Raw genomic sequence first — 16,838 nt, forward strand, 5'->3', positions numbered from 1 at the left:
AAAATTTTCCGCTGCGCTACAAATTTTCCCGTGCTGCGGGCGTTATATACTCATGGAAAGGCAAAAATGCTCTATAAAATAGAAGAAAAAGCAGGTGTATTTCAAAAATTAGATCCCGTTGAATTCAAGGATTTTTCTAGCTTCGGAAAACTTGAAAAAGATTTAGAAAACTTAATCGCAAATAGCATTTTAGATGTGTTATTTGAGGATGCTAAGTTGATGCCTATATTTCAGGAAAGGCAATGGCAAGCAGAGGCTGATATATATGCACTAAATGAAAGAGGTGAGTTAGTTATATTTGAGCTTAAACGTGCCTCAGCCGGTAAAGATGCAGTCCATCAAGCGCTTAGATATGCGCAAGATGCAGGTCAGTGGACTTATCAAAAGTTAGCTAGAAAATTTGAAGAATATAGCAATAGTACCGTTTCGTTAGTTTCAGCCCATAGAGAAGCTTTTAGCCTTGAGCATGAATTAGAACCAAAGGAAATCAATAACAATCAGCACCTTCTGGTTATTGGTAGTGCAGCTGACGAATCATTAATATCGTCTGTGGATTACTGGAAGAAAAATGGTATATCCATTGATTTCTTACCATATCGAGTTTACGAGCTTGCAGGACAAAAACACTTTGAATTTTTTGCACTTCCGTATGATATTCACAAAAACCCAAGCGATGTGAAAGGTGTTTTGTTTGATACAAATCGCAGTTGGGATGAAAGCTCTATCTGGTCAATGATGGAAAACAGTCGTGTTGAAGCGTATGGAGATGCAAAACGGTTTGTTCATCATGTGCATGTAGGGGATATTGTTTTCTTTTCACACAAATGGTGCGGTTTAATAGCGGCTGCAAAAGTAAAAAGTGAAGTAAAAACGCCCGACAGTGAAACTTTGTATAGAGATGTAGAGTTTTTAACTCCAATCCCTAGTCGGCAAGGTGGAAAGTTGTTGGCTATGCCTTTTTCAGAAGTTAGCTCAACAACAGGCAAAAGTTTCTTTTGGGCAAGAACTATAAAAGTGCCTTACCTTACAAAAAATGAAGCACTTGAGCTAGTCGAAGAACTTAACAAATATCTGCGTCGTAAATAACAAGTCAAGGCTGCCAGACTGCTTCGCAGCCGCAGTTTGAGAGGTTATATGGTCAGCAGAGAGAGTTTGGAGTAAATTAATTAAAATGTTTAATTTAAGTGACAATTTAAAAAATATTAAAAGTAATCTACAACGGAATGCGCGGAAAAATTAAGCTGAGATAAGGTCGAAAAAGCCAAAGCATCAGATTGGTAACAATATGGCTAAGTAATGAATTGTGCCTTGCCGCTTACCAATCCCATGTTTTTCAGATTTGATCTCTATTTTTCTGCGGGTTTCGCATTCTTCCGTTGCAAAAATGTCTTTTCGCTCTGTGTTAGTAATCAAACCCGACTTGGGCTTTTACGCCGGCATCGAAGGCATGTTTTACTGACTCTATTTCGCTGACAGTATCGGCCAATTCAATCAGGGAGCGGTGGCAGCTGCGGCCGGTGATGATCACGTGCTGGTGTGGGGGGCGGTTTTTCAGTGCAGTTATTACCCGCTCTAAGTCCAGATAATGGTAAGCCACCATGTAAGTTAACTCATCCAGCAACACCAGATCGATACTGGGATTGCTAAGCATCTTCTCGGCGGGCGCCCAGGTTTCTTCACAGGCTTGCATGTCTTTTTCACGGTCTTGGGTGTCCCAGGTAAAGCCGGTGTTCATCACCACAAAAGGCACACCGACTTTTTGCAGCAAGTTGCGCTCGCCGCATTCCCAACCGCCTTTAATAAATTGCACCACGGCCGCACTTTTACCGTGGCCCACGGCGCGGGCTACAGTACCAAAACCGGCGGTGCTTTTACCTTTACCGTTGCCGGTGATCACCATCAGCACGCCCCGCTCTTCTTGGGCCTCGGCCACTTTGGCATCCACCGCTTCTTTTACTTTTTGCTGGCGTTGCTGGTGGCGCTCGGCTTTAATCTGCTCGCGGCTGTCGTCTTGAGATTCGCTCATGATGTTCCTTATGCGGGTAACAAAAATATGATTAAGGTTGCTGGCTCAGTGCCGCGCCTAAAGTACGAAAATAACGGCTGAAAGCGGCATTAATGCGCAGACGTTGCTCACTTTGAGGATATAAACCTAACTCGGCTTCTTTGGTGGCTTTAGTGCCTTTCACTAAAAACCCGTTTTTGATTATCGCATCTTGCACGAAGGCTTCAAAGGCGCGGGCGCACAGCTCTTCGGGTTGGCTGTAATAAAGGGTGTTAAGTTGGCTGTCAGCGGCGGCGGACGCCATAAATAAAGGGCTGGGCTCGCTGCCCGTTTCATCAAGCAGAATAGCCTTAAAGCAATCAAATAATAGGCTGTTGATCGGGTGCTTTATGGTAGGGGCATTATCTAACCAAGCCCGCGAGGCAAAGGCACGATTATTGGCGCTGCTCAGACTGCTAGGAGCGATACTTTTAGCAGCGATGTAGTGATCAAAGGCATGAAACCATTCATGGGCGATACTGCCGGGGCCGGCATTTTTAGCGAGAGAAAAGGTGCGGGTGGCAGGGTAGTAATGGGCAGATACGCCAGGGCGACCGCCAATGCCATATTGTAATGAAAGATTACCGCGTAATGAAATAAGCGCTTCTGGGCCTTGTAAGATCAACATCAAATCGCACAGGGCATCATAAAATAATCCGGCGGCGCGTTCACGCTCGGGGCGGGTTACCCAACGGCCAATTTCAATGCTGCGAAAATCAAACTGGCGACGTACTTGCACAAAATCAATAAGCTCGCCGTGACTGTGATTGGGCCCATTACGATAATAGCGAGACTGAGTCTCGCTATTATCGGTGTGTTTATCTGTTGTTACATTTCTTGTCACATCTACTGCCACTTACGTTAATGCCACTTATTGTGTTTCGGCGTGCTGTTAAAACTTAGTTTAACAGCACTGCGGCATAGACTAAAGCGCGGCTGTTATTGGTCAGGGTGCGCCACGACGACCCGCGATCAAACTGATAATGAATATGATAATACCCACTACGAAGACCAGTTTTGCTGCCCATGCAGCCGTACCTGCCATGCCTCCAAAGCCTAGCGCACCGGCGATGAGGGCTATCACTAGAAATATAATTCCCCAACGAAACATAAACTGCTCCTTACTCGAGTGGAAGTGCCTGTCGTCTGTTCAGTTATAAATGTAGCAGACGATAACTTGTCCTACTTTCTTTGTTGGGCTCCCAATTTTACTTGGGAGCAGTGTTAAGCCTGTAATGTTAGTTGACCCTGTAAGGTCAGCATGGAGCGCTAAATGTTGTGTTATGACTGCTTAATGGTGAGGTCATTTTTAACGCTTACTACTCCATCCACACCTTTAGCTACATTTTCAGCTTGGGTGGCTTGGGCTTGGTTTTCTACTTCGCCGGTAAGCTGCACTACACCGTCTTGAGTTTCTACCGATACCGACAGACCGGGTACTACATCATCAGCTAAAAACTTGGCCTTAACGGCACTGGTTACCATGGCGTCATCTGCATATTCTTTCAGTGACTGGTCGGCATTGTCTGTTACATTCAGCTTGTCGTTCACTGACACTACGCCTGCTACTTTACCGGTCTCAGTTACTGCGTGTTTAATTTGCTCTTGGCTGGCGACAAAGCCAGATAAGGTCACTACGCCTTTTTCGGTTTCTACCGAAATGTCTTCGCTATCAATGGCATCGTGATCCAGCAATTCTGCTTTTACTTTAGTGGTGATCAGGCTGTCATCCATAAAATCACCGGTCTTTTCGGCAGCACGCTCTGCCTTATCACCGGTCCGCTCAGCTAGGTTGCCAGCTTTATCGGCAGTATTTTCAACGGCGTTACCCGCCTTGTTCGCTGTGTTCTCGATGGCATTACCTGCTTTATCGGCTGCATTATCGAGTTTGTCACCGGTACGCTCGGCCGCGTTCTCAACATCGGTCGCCATCATACTGGTATGCTCATCAGCGGGGTCTGCTGCATAGGCGCTGCCGCCTGCTAAAACGGAGCTCAACACAACAGCTATGATTGAAGGTGAAAATTTCAAGTTTTTCATCGTTCTTTTCCTCTAGTTGCGATATGAACACTGTTTTATAAAGTGCAATTGAAACGAACATTAAGAGTCTCTCGCTTCGTGCCCTTTTATATCTAGCCCAGCTTGATAATCAGTTCAAGTAGTAAAATTAATAAATTTTATCTTTCGTGGCTAGAATAAAACTCTACTAACAAGCACCTCGCGTACAGAAAACAACAATAAAAATATAATAAATAATAAAAATCAATGACTTAGATTTGAAATAAAGAGTCATTAAATTGACGAAAGCGGCATTGATCATTATTACATAAGCACTATCACGTCATTAACATCAAAGTTTAGCGTCAGGATTTGTCTGCTGTTAACAATATTAATTCCTTAAAACCTAACTAAACCTAACAAGCACACTTATATTATGGCTGTACAGTCGCGTTATATCACAACAAGCAAAACAGATAAGAAAATCGTATCACTCTATAATATTTCCTAAATAACCATAAATTAATTACGGATATATTAATATCAAATTCATAACCTCAGATCTGTGGTAGCGATGTAAAAGTCGAACCAACAACCAGCTCCACCTACTGGCTGCGGATTAATGACACTCACGGTTCAACTGGCGGCGAATATTTACTGGGTGTTCGATAAGATCTAAGCCATGCGTAACGCCAAGGTAGGCTAGCCCGATGGATGTGCTTGCAGCGCGGCGGTGGAGCCTAACCTTAGTTCTGCCTTTATAGAGCCACTGCATAGATCGCTGACATAGTTAGTTGGGGTTGTTGTATAAAAGGTTAACAAAACCGTCAGCAGCGAATTTATGACTCGAATGTATCTCTATTTGGACCCAAAAAGACCCAAGCGAAGCGCAACTGTAATGAAACTGTCGCATTGTAATAAAACCGTCACAAAGAGTGGGCATAGTGGCGCCAACTTTGAGATGAGGATGCACGATGAGCTTTCAAACCACCGCCCTTCCCGGCTCTGCAAAAGAAAGTAACGCACCGTCTAACTGGCTGTCTTGGCTGCTGGTATCATTCCTGATTTATATGCTGCTGGCCGCAGTGGGCGCCATCGGCTCCGGCTTTAAGGCCGCCGCCGGCAGTGACGCCAAAGAGCTGTTTGCCTTTGCTTCCAACCCGGGTATCGCGCTGATTGTCGGGGTAGTGGCCACGGCCCTTATCCAGAGTTCCAGCACAGTCACCTCCATTATTGTTGGTATGGTTGCCGGCGGCCTGCCTATTTCCATCGCCATTCCCATGATCATGGGTGCCAATATCGGCACCTCCCTGACCAGCACCTTAGTCAGCCTGGGTCATATTCGTAATGGCGAGGAGTTCAAGCGGGCTTTTTCTGCCGCCATCGTGCATGACAACTTCAACATTCTGGCCGTGGCCATATTGCTGCCGCTGGAGCTGCTGTTCCGTCCGCTTGCCACTGCGTCCGAGTATCTTGCCGGCCTGCTGGTCAGCGATGCCAGCGCCAGCATGAGCGGCATGAACTTCATGAAGGTGCTGCTTACACCTGCTTCCGACATACTGAAAGCCAGCGTGGGCTGGCTGCCCGGCATCTGGTCTGGCGTAGCCTTGATTTTGGTCGGCATCGGTTTGATCCTGATAGTGGTAACCCAGATTGGTAAGGTGCTGCGCACCCTGATGGTAGGCCGTGCCATGGATATACTGCATACCGCCGTGGGCCGCGGCCCTATATCGGGCATGGCGTCGGGTACTCTGGTCACCGTGCTGGTGCAGTCGTCTTCCACCACCACCTCACTGATTGTGCCACTGGCCGGCACCGGCGTGTTTAGCCTAAAGCAGGTTTACCCCTTCATACTGGGCAGCAATATCGGCACCACCATCACAGCACTGCTGGCGGCCACCGCCATCAGCGGCGCTACAGCCACGGTGGCGCTGCAAATTGCCTTAGTGCATCTGTTGTTTAACTTGCTGGCGATTATCGTTATTTATGTGCTGCCGTTCTTGCGCCAGATTCCGCTGGTAATGGCCGAGACTTTGGCCACCTTGGCCCAGCGCAACAAGGCTTATGTGGCAGGCTATATCGGAGGAGTATTCTTTGCCCTGCCACTGATGGTGGTCGGCATTAGCCAGTGGCTCTAAGCGCTTCTCCTTGGCGGGCATAATGTTGCGCCATTACCGCGCACACCATCAGTTGAATTTGATGAAAAATAATTAAAGGTAATAGCGCCGGCCCTAATAAAGGCCCAGCGAACAACACCTGCGCCATGGGCACACCGGTGGCCATGCTCTTTTTAGAGCCACAAAATACGATAGTGATCCTATCTTCTCTGCTAAAGCCACAGCGCTCCCCCAGCCAAGCCGTTAAAAACAACACCACGGCTAATAACACACAGCACACCAGCGTGAGTACCAACAAGGTCTTAGGCAAGACCGTATTCCATAACCCCTCTACCACAGAAGCGCTGAGTGCTGTGTATACCACCAGCAAGATGGAAGTTTGGTCGAGGCGGCTTAGGTTTTTTTTATGTTTATCCACCCAGTCACCAATAATGGGCCGCATGGCATGGCCGAGCACAAAGGGCAGTAACAGCTGCATGCTAATGGAGCCGATAGAGCGTAAAGGAGACGCCCCCTCTGAGGCATCAACTTGCATTAATAGCGCCACCAACAGCGGGGTTAGTAGAATGCCAATAATACTAGAGGCAGAGGCACTGCACACGGCGGCGGGCACATTGCCCCCGGCCAGCGAAGTAAACGCAATAGCCGATTGCACGGTGCCGGGCAAAACGCATAAAAACAGTATGCCCATATAAAGCTTGTCGCCCACTAGGGGAAGCAGCATAGGTTTCGCCAGCAAGCCAATAATTGGAAACATCAAAAAGGTACAGGCAAAAACCAAGGTGTGCAGTCGCCAGTGCATCATGCCCGCAATAATGGCTTGGCGAGATAACTTGGCCCCGTGCATAAAAAACAATAACGCAATGGCCGCCACAGTTAAGCCATCAAAAAATACCGCGCCTTGACCTTGGGCAGGCAACAAAGTGGCGGTGGCCACTACGGCTAACAAGATCAGCGTAAAATTATCAAACAGCAGGCGTAAGTAGCCAAACATGGGGTTCTCCTCTCAACAGATGCCGCACTCTACCCTAAAACCACCTCGCGGTTTATCGCCATTAGGTCCACTAGTGTCGTTAAAGAGACAATCATAGCGAAACGCTTAGTGTGTGGCTTAAAGATCAGCTGTGTTCCTGAGGAACGTTAGGAGCGGGTTTTAGTAACTAGAGCAGATACTGGGGCAAGCCCAGTATGACGGAAGTGTGTCTTATGGGTTTATGCCGTCTTCCTGACGCACGTCAGGATCTGGTTTGGCAACAGACTAAAAATACTATCCACGGCCACTTGTTGAGCTGGCGCTATTGTTAATCGACGGCCGGTTCTGCATTATCTGGCCATGAACACACATCTCACACCTCAACAACAGTTACTCAGTCAACTGAACGCCTTAACTACCCTGCCCCGCCCGGTGCTGGGCCAAGTGGTGTCTTTACCAAACCATGCCATTGCCACGCCCCATCGCCATCCGTGGGCCCAGTTATCTTATGCACTAAAGGGCGTGATAACGGTGAACACGCCAACCGGTCAGTTTGTGGCCCCGCCCACGCGGGCCATTATGATACCGCCCGGCATTGAACATGGCGTGCATTGCTCACCACATACTGTTATCCGCAGCCTGTATATTGCCGCCGACAGCTTAGGCCAGCAGCACTGCCAAGTGCTGGAGATTGACCCGCTGTTAAGAGAGTTGATTGTGGCGTTTAGTCTGTTGCCCGTGGAGTACGACGAGCACGGCGCCGAAGGTCGCTTAGTGGCGGTATTACTGGACCGCTTAGCCCAAGCTCAGCCCAGTGATTTAATGTTGCCGTGGCCGGTGGATGCGCGCTTAACCGAGCTGTGTCGTTATTTAGCGGATCATGCGGATTGTCGCCAGCCATTGGCGCATTTTAGTGCGCAATTGGGCGTGAGCGATAAAACACTGAGCCGTGCCTTTAAACGCGATACCGGCATGAGCTTTCGCCAATGGCGCCAGCGCAGTCGGCTGTTGGCGGCTTTGCCTTTATTAGAGTCCGGTGAACGCATTACCGATGTCGCCTTGGCTTGTGGCTACGACAGCTTATCGGCCTTTATTGCCGCCTTTAAAGCCTTGCTCGGCAGCCCACCAGGCGAGTATTTAAAAACCAAGGCTGAAATAAGGTGTTAAGCAGGTAATACTTGCACCGTCTTATAAAGCGCATTAGCTTAATCATTTCACTTTATTGCGCCGCTGGCTCCCTATGCCTGCGCTCACATGACGTTATTTTTCTCTCTAATATCAAAGGATCTGATATGACGCGGACTTCAGCTTTGGCTCTTGCACCTAAATCTCACCCTCGTACCTTACTGAGCCTATCGCTGAATATATTGTGCAGTGGCTTGTTACTCAGTGCTGCAAGCTCTGCATTGGCGGGCGTGCCAGTGGCGGCAACGCCGCCCAACCTTGACGCCTTTAGCCTTGCAGACTCCATCACCCCCGCAGACACTCATAGCACTCAGCCCTATGCGGACATCTTATATACCAATGGTGACATTCTCACCATGGACGGCGAGCAAGCAAACTACGTAGAAGCCCTCGCGGTGCGCGCCGGTAACATACAACAAACCGGCACCCGGCTGGCGCTTGAAACATTAAAAGGCCCAGACACTCAAATCATCGACTTATCAGGTAGCACTCTGTTACCCGGTTTTATCGACGCCCATGGCCATTTTATGTTTGCGCTGAACATGGTCAACCAAGTGAATGTGGCGAGCCCACCGGTAGGTAAAGTAACCGACTTAAACAGCTTGCTCGATGAGCTGGCAGCGTTTCAAGAACAGCGCCAAATTCCAGAAGGTGAGTGGCTAATTGGCTGGGGTTATGACCAGATGGGGTTAACCGAGCAGCGCCATCTCACTAAGTTAGACTTAGACACGCGCTTCCCCAATCATAAAGTGTTGCTGATCCACGTCTCTGGCCACGGCGCCGTGCTGAATTCCCAAGCCTTGGCGTGGGCCAAGATTGACGCCGACACTAAAACGCCCGAGGGCGGCATTATTGCCCGCCTGCCAGACAGCAATGAGCCGGCGGGTTTGTTAATGGAAACCGCCTATCTGCCGGTGTTTAGTAATTTGCCCAAAGCCAGTGAAGCGGAGCAATTGGCGCTTATGGACTCAGCCCAGCAAATGTATGCCAGCCAAGGGTATACCCATGCCCAAGAAGGCTTTAGTCATCTGGCCGATGCGGACTTTTTAATAAAGGCGGCGGCACAAGAACGGGTGTATCTGGATATCGCCTCTTTGCTCAGCTTTACCGAGCTGGAAACTTGGCTAAATAACCCTAAGTACACACTTGGCAGTTATCAAAATGGCGTTAAGTTACAAGGCCTTAAAATTACCCAAGACGGCTCACCCCAGGGTAAAACCGCCTATATGAGTGTGCCTTATCTCACCGGGGGTCCTAACGGCGAGCCAGACTGGCGCGGCCAAACCACCCTGCCTTATCAAAGCTTTGCCGACATAGTAAAAACCGCGGTAGACAATAAGATTCAAGTCTTTATTCACGCCAATGGCGATGCCACTATCGATGAAGCCATTAAGGCCGTGGATGCCGCCGGCGTTACTGCTGCTGATGATGCACGAACGGTAGTGATACATTCCCAGTTTCAGCGCCCTGAGCAGCTAGAGGATTATGTGCGCTTAGGCATAGCGCCTTCGTATTTTACCAACCACGCGTACTTTTGGGGTGATGTGCACATTGCTAACGTCGGCTTAGCAAAAGCCAGTTTTATCAGCCCTTTGATGTCAGCTAAGGCCAAAGGCTTAGTGACCTCAAACCACACCGACTTTAACGTGACGCCGCTCGATCCGCTGTTTGTGCTGTGGTCTGCCATGGCGCGAGAAACCCGCGACGGCGTGGTGTTAGGTGACACTGAACGCGCAGATGCCTATACTGCCTTGCAAGGCTTAACCACGGGCCCCGCCTATCAAATTTTTGAAGAAGAACGCAAAGGTAAACTCAAAGCCGGCTTGCTAGCAGACTTAGTTATTTTGGATAAAAATCCCCTTAAAGTGCCGATGGCCGAGATCCGAGAGATCAAAGTGCTAGAAACCATTAAAGAAGGTCGCACTGTTTATCCTAAGCCCGTCGTTAAAGCAGCGCTTTAAGCCCGCGTCAGTTAGAAAAGCGAACGCTAAAATTTGAAAGCAAAAAGCAAAAAGCACCCATTCTCGCGACTGGGTGCTTTTTTTATGGCTCTAGCAAATGCTTAACGCGACAGCGAGTGTATAGGGTTAAGGTCTTACCCCTGAATAATTTGCCACTTTTCGATCTTATCTCTATTTTTCCGTGGGTTTTGTGGATTCCGTGGCAAAGAAGATGTTGATCTTTCACTGACGGCCGCGGTTCTACAGCTGATATAACGGACGACTTAAATGCCTCATAAAGAGCGTAATTTACTGCTCATAGCCCCGATTACGGAAAAATAGTAAAAATTACTGCCGATATTGAGGATATAATTTTGCTCATGCTTTCCCATTACTAGCCTCGGACTCTGCCATGAACAATTGGACTCGCACCGCCCTTAAAATCTTATCCAGCGATCAGCTGCGCACCTCAGATACCCACCTGTATCGGCTGGATATTCCCAGCCTGCATGGCATAGATATTTACTTAAAAGACGAAAGTACTCACCCTACCGGCAGCCTCAAGCATCGATTGGCGCGCTCTTTATTTTTGCACGCCATTTGCAGCGGAAAAGTCGAGCAAGGCACCCATGTGGTGGAAGCCTCATCGGGCAGCACTGCCGTGTCGGAAGCCTATTTTGCTAAACTGTTGGGCTTAACCTTTACCGCTGTTATGCCCCGCCACACTACCTGCAAAAAAGTAGAGCAAGTTAAGCGCCTCGGTGGCCACTGTCATTTTGTGGATCACGGATCGCAAGTTTACGCCGAGGCCGAGCGGTTAGCGCTGGAATATAATGGCCATTATATGGATCAATTTACCTTTGCTGAGCGCGCCACCGACTGGCGGGGCAACAACAATATTGCTGAGAGCATCTTTCACCAACTGGCCCAAGAGCCGCACCCTATTCCCCACGCTATTGTGATGAGCGCCGGCACCGGCGGCACCTCGGCCACGCTGGGCCGTTATACCCGCTATTTGGGGTTGGATACCAAATTAGTGGTGGTGGATCCCGAAAACTCGGTGTTTTACGACAGTTATCAAAGCGGTGATACCAGCCTGATTAGTCAAGCCGGTGGCCGTATTGAAGGCATAGGCAGGCCCAGAGTAGAAGCCTCATTTTTGCCAGAAGTGATTGATGAAATGATCAAGGTGCCAGATGCCGCCAGCATCGCCACCATTCATTGGCTGGAGCATATTCTAGGCCGTAAGGCTGGTGGCTCAACCGGCACTAACTTGTGGGGCGTGTTGCAGCTGGCTAAGCGCATGCAGCAAAACGGCGAGCAAGGGTCGCTGGTGACCTTAATGTGCGACGGCGGCGAGCGTTACCTAGACACTTACTACAACCCAGAGTGGGTAGCCGAGCACATCGGCGATTTAACGCCCTATCGCGAGCAATTGGCGGTGTTTGGGTAGACACAGTATTAAGCGGAAAGTAAAACAAACACCAAACTAAAAAGACTTTCTCGCCACGGAATACACGGAACCCACTGACGAAGAGCAAAGCTTAAAAGGCGTTATGTATATAAGCACTTATCAAGCAGTTGTTTATTGTTGATGTTAATTTTTCTGTAGGTTCTGTAGATTCCGTGGCAAATATTAGGTTGTTAAGTCTTGGATATGGTCAGAACGCGATGTTAGGTCGTCATGCTGAACTTGATTCAGCATCTTTGTGCAGAGAACCTTCTAATCTCACCAAGATCCTGACGTTCGTCAGGATGACGGCAAAGCATCATTGCCAGAAAAACACCGCATCCGTGGGTGCGGTGTTTTACCCTTTACCCTTCACTCTTGGCCACTCGCCCCGGCCGCAGTACCAGCATGCAGGGGGTGAGCAGTAAAGTGAGCAAAGTGGCAAACACCAAGCCGCCGGCAATGGCACTGGACAGCTGCGTCCACCACTGAGTAGACGGTGCGCCTATGCCTAAGCCTGGCCCCAATAAATCCACGTTTACACCCAGTACCATGGGCATTAAACCCAACACTGTGGTAATGGCGGTAAGCAGCACCGGCCGCAGGCGCAAACAACCGGTTTCAAGTGCCGCTGCAACGGGTTCCATCCCATCGGCGCGCAATTGATTAAAGGTATCTATCAGCACAATATTGTTGTTCACCACTATGCCGGCTAAGGCAATAATGCCCATGCCCACCATCACAATGCCAAAGGATTGGCCGTTAAGCAGTAAGCCCAGCAAAACGCCTGCGGTCGAGAACACGATGGCCGATAACACCAAGCCGGTTTGATACAGGCTGTTAAATTGCGTCACTAAAATCAGCGTCATCATAAAGATGGCCACGCCAAAGGCGGCGATTAAAAACTGCCCTGCTTCTTTTTGATCCGCATCTTCTCCGGCCACCACTAAAGTCACCCCCTCGGGCAGGGCTGTGACTTGGCCACGCAGCGCGCTCAAACGTTCATCAAGACGAAAGCCTTGTTCAATGTCCGCTTGTAAGGTGATGGTACGTTTACCGTCGACGCGATGCAGAGTCCCAACTTTGGGTGCCGGCGCCAGTGTCACAAAGTGGCTTAAGGGCACTTGGCCACGGGCCGTATTAAGCGTGAGCCGCGACAGGTGATCGAGTGAGCGAAAATTAGCAGGCAAGCGCACCCGAATATCCACTTCGTCGTTGGCGTCTTCTGGCCGATAGGTGGCCAAATTTAAGCCATTGGTAACCAATTGCACCGCATTACCAACACTGAGCACATCGGCACCTAAGCGCGCCGCCGCTTCGCGATCCACGGTTAAGCGCCATTCAATGCCCGGCAAACTGCGGTCGTCTTCCACATCAATAAAACCGCCCAGCTCATTCATGGCTTGGCGAAGGGTATCGGTGGCCTGATTGAGCAGGGTTTCATTAAGTCCACTCAAGCGTAGCTCTACCGGTTTGCCGCTACTGGGGCCCATTTGCTGCTGACGAAAATCTAAAATAATGCCGGGTATGTCCTCGGTGAGCGCCAGCATGGTGTCTTTAATGTCGGTGGCAGGTCTGCGTTGATACCAGTCTACAAATTGAAACTGCAGCACGCCGATCACATCACTGCCCATTTGGCTATCCGCCATGGCAAAGCTGCGGGCATACAAGGCTTTAACCTCGGTGAGACCTTGTAGCCTCTCCTCCACTTGCTGCAATAAGGCATCTTTTTCATAGACGGATAAATCGCCCCGCGCCCGCACTTGTAGCTGCGCGCTGTCCGGCTCTATGTTAGGGAAAAACTCCACCCCATGATTAAAGCGGGCATATCCTGCATAGACAATCACCACCAAGATTAAGGTGGTGATCAAACTGGTTGCTGGGCGTTGTAATAACCAAGCCAACAGCCTCCTATAACTGGCTAGGCCCGGCATGCTGATGGCGACTTTAGGCTGGCGCGCCTTGGCAAGCCCGCCCATGGTAGGCAGAAATATCAGCGCCATCGCCAATGAGGCCAGCAAGCAGATAATCACGGTAGCGGGCAGGTACTTCATAAACTCTCCCACCACACCGGGCCAAAATAGCAGCGGCACAAATACCGCAAGCGTAGTAGCGGTGGAGGAGATAACCGGCCAGCTCATGCGGTGCGCCGCATTGATCCACGCTTGCTTAGGCGCTTGACCCTCGTGCAAATGTCGGTCGGCCAACTCACTGACCACAATGGCGCCATCCACCAACATGCCGGCCACCAAAATCAGCCCAAACAACACGATAATATTCATAGTAAAACCAATGGCCCAGATCACCAGAATACCGGACAAGAAGGCGCCCGGTATGGTGAGTCCAACCATCAGCGCCGAGCGCATGCCCATGGCCAGCAAGATTAAAATCAACACCAACACCACGGCGGTGACTACGTTGTTAAGTAAGTCCGAGAGCATGGTTTCCACTTGCATGGACTGATCCATGATGTAGTTAATTGCTACGCCCTCTGGCAACAAGGGCTGAGCTTGTGCCAGCAGCTGCTTCACTTGTTCTATGGTGTCGATAATATTGGCACCGGCCCGTTTACTGACTTCCAGCACTAAGCCCGGCTGGTCATTAATGCGCGCAAAGCCGGCGGGATCTTTAAACGTGCGCCGCAACATGGCCACATCACCAAAAGTGACCACCCGATCGCCATGCACTTTGATGGGCATGCCCAACACATCGTCAAGATTTTCGATAATGCCCGGCACTTTAATGGCCATGCGCCCAGCACCCGTGTCTAAACTGCCGGCGGCTACTAAACGGTTATTGCTTGAGACCAAATTAAACAGTTCATTGTAATCAATGCCGTAGGTATCCAGCACTTGCGGGTCGACGATGATCTCCAGCACGTCTTCTCGGTCACCGCCAATGTCCACTTCTAACACTTCACCTATGCCTTCAATCTCATCTTTGAGGCGGCGCGCTATCATCACCAATTCGGTTTCAGATATAGGGCCCGACAAGGCCACGGATAACACCGGAAACAAGGACACGTTGATTTCATGTACTTGGGGCTCATCCGCTTCTTGAGGTAATTTACTGCGCGTGGCATCGACTTTCTCCCGTACATCTTGCAACGCGAGTTTAGGATCAAAGCCCGCATCAAATTCCAACATCACAGAAGCGTGGCCTTCACTGGCAGTGGAGCTCATTTTTTTTACCCCCGCCAGCGTGCGCAGTTCTTGCTCTATGGGTCGCACTAGTAAGCGCTCGGCATCTTCGGGGCTAATGCCCTCTAATGACAAAGACACATACATCATGGGGATGGTGACGTCTGGGTTGGCTTCTTTAGGAATGGCTTGATAAGCGCCTAGGCCGCCCAGCAATAAAAAGATAAAGGCCATTAAGGTGGCGCGACTGCGCTGCACCGCCGCTGCAATTAGGCCCCTCATGGCCGAGGCTCCGCTGGCTTGAATTCGGATAGTGCAGGCTCGCCCGACTGTTCGAGGGGGATAGTCTCAGCTGGCTTAATCTCAGTCGGCTTGGTTTCAATCGGCTTAGCTTCAGGCAATGCAGACTCCGCCATACGCACATTAACCACAGTGCCGGCTGCTACAAAGTCAGCGCCGCGGGTTACGAGCCGCACCGAGCTTGGCAAGCCACTTACCCAAGCTTGTTCAGTGGTGATGCTCAGTAACGTGACCTGCTGCCATTGCATGCGATCTTGCTCATCAAGCAGATACACTCCCAATTGGCTTTGCTTGTTCAACGCCAATAATGCTGGGGATAAACGAATGGCATCTTGTTTAGGCAGTTGAATATGCAGGCCCACGCTAGCACCCGCGACTCGCCAACCGTGTGGATTATCTAATTTGGCCTCAAGGGCAAAGCTGCGGGTTTGGTCATCGGCGGCTTGGGCAATAAAGTCCAGTTTGCCGTTAAGCTCACGGCCATCGAGTAATACGGCACGCACCGGCAACCCGGTGTTAAGCTTTAGCACCGCTTGTTGCGGCACATGGGCCGTTAACTTAAGCCGAGACACATCGACTAAGGTCAGTAGCTCATCGCCCACTTGCACAAATCCGCCCTGCTCTACGGGCAAACTATCCACTTGGCCGGCAAAGGGGGCGACTATTTCACTGTGGCTCACCGCCAACTTAGCGTTGGCCACTGCGGCTTTAGCGCTGACCGCTGCGGCCTTTAAAGAGAGATAATCGGTTTCTGAGATGTGTTGCTTGGCGCGCAGGCGAGCGCCGGCACTCACCTGCGCTTGGCGCAATGCCAAATCTGCTTGGGCCTGCTCCAGTTGCACCCGTCGCCCATCATCACTGACGGTAATTAATGCGTCATTTTTTGCCACCCTTTGCCCTAACTCGGGCCGAGTGAGCACAGTACCGCTGACTTGAGCGCGCAGGTTAACGCTATGAATAGGCGCCAGTTTGCCTTGTAACAATACCTCTGCCTGATAAGGCTCGGCCTTAAAGTCACTAGCCTCAACAAAAAACAGCTTGGCCGTTGTTTGCTGTAGTGCCCTTTGCTCATCTGGGGCTTGGCTTTGTGCTTGATACAGCTCACCGCGCCACAGCCAAAATGCCAGCAGCATCAGTACCAAGATCAGCCAACTCAGCTTCTTATAACGAGCCAGCCATAGCGTTGCCCTAGTTGCCACCATGAGACCACTTCCGAGTTCAAAGAGTGAAACTTCAGCATAGCAAGTTAGAGCCAAGTGAAACAGCCACAGGATGAGTAGCTGTGAGCTAGAAGCGGGAAGAGCTTTAGACCTATAGTGCAGATATCGGGACAAGCTCGATAAGACGGCAATGGTCGGTTTTTAGCTCTATGCCGTCTTCCTGAACTCGATTAAGGATCTCGTTTTAGATTTAACCCGTTCCGCCTGCGGCGAAATGCGAGAACAAGTGTTCGCCTACAAATACCAAAGCTAAGGACTGTGTCATTATTTATGCCGTCTTCCTGAACTCGATTCAGGATCTCGTTTTAAGTTTTAGTACCGAGAGCAGATACCGGAGTAAATCCGGTATGACGGCCTAGGACGGTGTTTGTTTTTAAGCCGTCATCCTGATGCACATCAGGATCTCGCTTTTGATTTAACCCGTTTCGCCTTCGGCGAAATGCGAGAACAAGTGTTCGCCTACAAATGACA

General features: G+C 49.9%; 12 protein-coding genes. 5 read left to right on the forward strand and 7 right to left on the reverse strand.

Features of this window, described 5'->3' with window-relative positions; all coding sequences use genetic code 11:
* Window positions 1-66 precede the first annotated feature (66 nt).
* Complete coding sequence (locus CBP31_RS01515; protein WP_087034556.1) at window positions 67-1,086, forward strand: PDDEXK family nuclease; 1,020 nt, start codon at window positions 67-69, stop codon at window positions 1,084-1,086.
* Window positions 1,087-1,402: 316 nt separating this feature from the next.
* On the opposite strand, the gene cobO is transcribed toward CBP31_RS01515, so the two are convergent.
* The 4 genes from cobO to osmY all read right to left on the reverse strand — a co-directional run bounded on the left by cobO (window position 1,403) and on the right by osmY (window position 4,084).
* Window positions 1,403-2,026 carry a cob(I)yrinic acid a,c-diamide adenosyltransferase gene (gene cobO / locus CBP31_RS01520; RefSeq protein ID WP_087034557.1) on the reverse strand — a complete coding sequence of 208 codons (624 nt, stop codon included), beginning with the start codon at window positions 2,024-2,026 and terminating at the stop codon, window positions 1,403-1,405.
* A 31-nt stretch (window positions 2,027-2,057) separates the two neighbouring features.
* Window positions 2,058-2,888: a CLCA_X family protein gene (locus tag CBP31_RS01525; protein WP_151898773.1), complete on the reverse strand. Its 831-nt coding sequence runs from the start codon at window positions 2,886-2,888 to the stop codon at window positions 2,058-2,060.
* 102 nt (window positions 2,889-2,990) lie between these two features.
* Entirely contained in the window at window positions 2,991-3,155 is a 165-nt protein-coding gene (locus CBP31_RS01530) for a DUF1328 domain-containing protein (RefSeq protein ID WP_087034558.1), read from the reverse strand.
* Between the two features lie 170 nt (window positions 3,156-3,325).
* Window positions 3,326-4,084 carry a molecular chaperone OsmY gene (gene osmY, locus CBP31_RS01535; RefSeq protein WP_227875096.1) on the reverse strand — a complete coding sequence of 253 codons (759 nt, stop codon included), beginning with the start codon at window positions 4,082-4,084 and terminating at the stop codon, window positions 3,326-3,328.
* A 932-nt stretch (window positions 4,085-5,016) separates the two neighbouring features.
* Here osmY and CBP31_RS01540 point away from each other — a divergent pair.
* The gene (locus tag CBP31_RS01540) at window positions 5,017-6,180 is read left to right on the forward strand and encodes a Na/Pi symporter (protein ID WP_087034559.1); all 1,164 of its coding nucleotides are present in this window, start codon (window positions 5,017-5,019) and stop codon (window positions 6,178-6,180) included.
* Here CBP31_RS01540 and CBP31_RS01545 read toward each other — a convergent pair.
* On the reverse strand, window positions 6,164-7,135 hold the full coding sequence (locus CBP31_RS01545; protein WP_227875230.1) for a bile acid:sodium symporter family protein: 972 nt from the start codon (window positions 7,133-7,135) through the stop codon (window positions 6,164-6,166). The genes CBP31_RS01540 and CBP31_RS01545 overlap by 17 nt on opposite strands.
* 357 nt (window positions 7,136-7,492) lie before the next feature.
* Between CBP31_RS01545 and CBP31_RS01550 the strand changes: the two genes are divergently transcribed.
* The 3 genes from CBP31_RS01550 to CBP31_RS01560 all read left to right on the forward strand — a co-directional run bounded on the left by CBP31_RS01550 (window position 7,493) and on the right by CBP31_RS01560 (window position 11,710).
* Window positions 7,493-8,299, forward strand: a complete 807-nt coding sequence (locus CBP31_RS01550) for an AraC family transcriptional regulator (protein ID WP_087034561.1) — start codon at window positions 7,493-7,495, stop codon at window positions 8,297-8,299.
* Between the two features lie 125 nt (window positions 8,300-8,424).
* Complete coding sequence (locus CBP31_RS01555) at window positions 8,425-10,278, forward strand: amidohydrolase (protein WP_087034562.1); 1,854 nt, start codon at window positions 8,425-8,427, stop codon at window positions 10,276-10,278.
* Window positions 10,279-10,669: 391 nt separating this feature from the next.
* A complete protein-coding gene (locus tag CBP31_RS01560) occupies window positions 10,670-11,710 on the forward strand; it encodes a PLP-dependent cysteine synthase family protein (RefSeq protein WP_087034563.1) in 1,041 nt (346 codons plus the stop codon).
* A 362-nt stretch (window positions 11,711-12,072) separates the two neighbouring features.
* Here CBP31_RS01560 and CBP31_RS01565 read toward each other — a convergent pair whose 3' ends face one another.
* Together CBP31_RS01565 and CBP31_RS01570 are read right to left on the reverse strand one after the other, a co-directional pair.
* Window positions 12,073-15,129, reverse strand: a complete 3,057-nt coding sequence (locus CBP31_RS01565; RefSeq protein ID WP_087034564.1) for an efflux RND transporter permease subunit — start codon at window positions 15,127-15,129, stop codon at window positions 12,073-12,075.
* A complete protein-coding gene (locus tag CBP31_RS01570; RefSeq protein WP_087034565.1) occupies window positions 15,126-16,349 on the reverse strand; it encodes an efflux RND transporter periplasmic adaptor subunit in 1,224 nt (407 codons plus the stop codon). The genes CBP31_RS01565 and CBP31_RS01570 overlap by 4 nt, the downstream gene beginning before the upstream one ends.
* Window positions 16,350-16,838 lie beyond the last annotated feature (489 nt).

The sequence above is a fragment of the Oceanisphaera profunda genome (genome assembly GCF_002157895.1).
GTDB classification, from domain to species: domain Bacteria; phylum Pseudomonadota; class Gammaproteobacteria; order Enterobacterales; family Aeromonadaceae; genus Oceanimonas; species Oceanimonas profunda.

Coding starts and splice junctions, on each gene's coding strand:
- CBP31_RS01530 (WP_087034558.1), bottom strand. CDS start 3,155: ATGTTTCGTTGGGGAATTATATTTCTAGTGATAGCCCTCATCGCCGGT.
- CBP31_RS01515 (WP_087034556.1), top strand. CDS start 67: ATGCTCTATAAAATAGAAGAAAAAGCAGGTGTATTTCAAAAATTAGAT.
- CBP31_RS01550 (WP_087034561.1), top strand. CDS start 7,493: ATGAACACACATCTCACACCTCAACAACAGTTACTCAGTCAACTGAAC.
- cobO (WP_087034557.1), bottom strand. CDS start 2,026: ATGAGCGAATCTCAAGACGACAGCCGCGAGCAGATTAAAGCCGAGCGC.
- CBP31_RS01570 (WP_087034565.1), bottom strand. CDS start 16,349: ATGGTGGCAACTAGGGCAACGCTATGGCTGGCTCGTTATAAGAAGCTG.
- CBP31_RS01540 (WP_087034559.1), top strand. CDS start 5,017: ATGAGCTTTCAAACCACCGCCCTTCCCGGCTCTGCAAAAGAAAGTAAC.
- CBP31_RS01565 (WP_087034564.1), bottom strand. CDS start 15,129: ATGAGGGGCCTAATTGCAGCGGCGGTGCAGCGCAGTCGCGCCACCTTA.
- osmY (WP_227875096.1), bottom strand. CDS start 4,084: ATGAAAAACTTGAAATTTTCACCTTCAATCATAGCTGTTGTGTTGAGC.
- CBP31_RS01555 (WP_087034562.1), top strand. CDS start 8,425: ATGACGCGGACTTCAGCTTTGGCTCTTGCACCTAAATCTCACCCTCGT.
- CBP31_RS01560 (WP_087034563.1), top strand. CDS start 10,670: ATGAACAATTGGACTCGCACCGCCCTTAAAATCTTATCCAGCGATCAG.